This is a genomic window from Methylobacterium sp. E-065 (genome assembly GCF_022829605.1).
In the GTDB taxonomy this organism is placed as follows: domain Bacteria; phylum Pseudomonadota; class Alphaproteobacteria; order Rhizobiales; family Beijerinckiaceae; genus Methylobacterium.
Genome location: NZ_JAKSYD010000221.1, coordinates 1 through 256, shown reverse-complemented (window position 1 = coordinate 256; position 256 = coordinate 1). Strand labels below are relative to the sequence as shown.

Here is a 256-nt window from a genome sequence, read left to right as displayed (position 1 = left end):
CTAACAGGCTGCTGAAGAAGTCCTGATTTGGCGGCGTCGGAGATGATTTCCGTCGTTTGGACGGTTTCGGCTGACCGGCGATAGCCGGTGGTTCAGCCCCGTCCGCAGCGCCGGGGGCGGTGTCGCCCGGTCAGGCCGCTGACAAGGCGATGAGTTTGGGCAGCCGTACGAGATTGTAGGCGGCGGCCGCGAAAGTAATCAGTGCCTCGACCTTGGCCCGTCCCCGCAGCTTGACCTTCCTGAACCCGGCCTGCGC

Annotated in this window: 1 pseudogene; it reads right to left on the bottom strand. The window is 64.8% G+C overall.

Going from position 1 to position 256, the window contains the following annotated elements:
- Positions 1-130 precede the first annotated feature (130 nt).
- Positions 131-256, bottom strand: a pseudogene (locus MKK84_RS25965) (IS5/IS1182 family transposase); the annotation flags it as partial.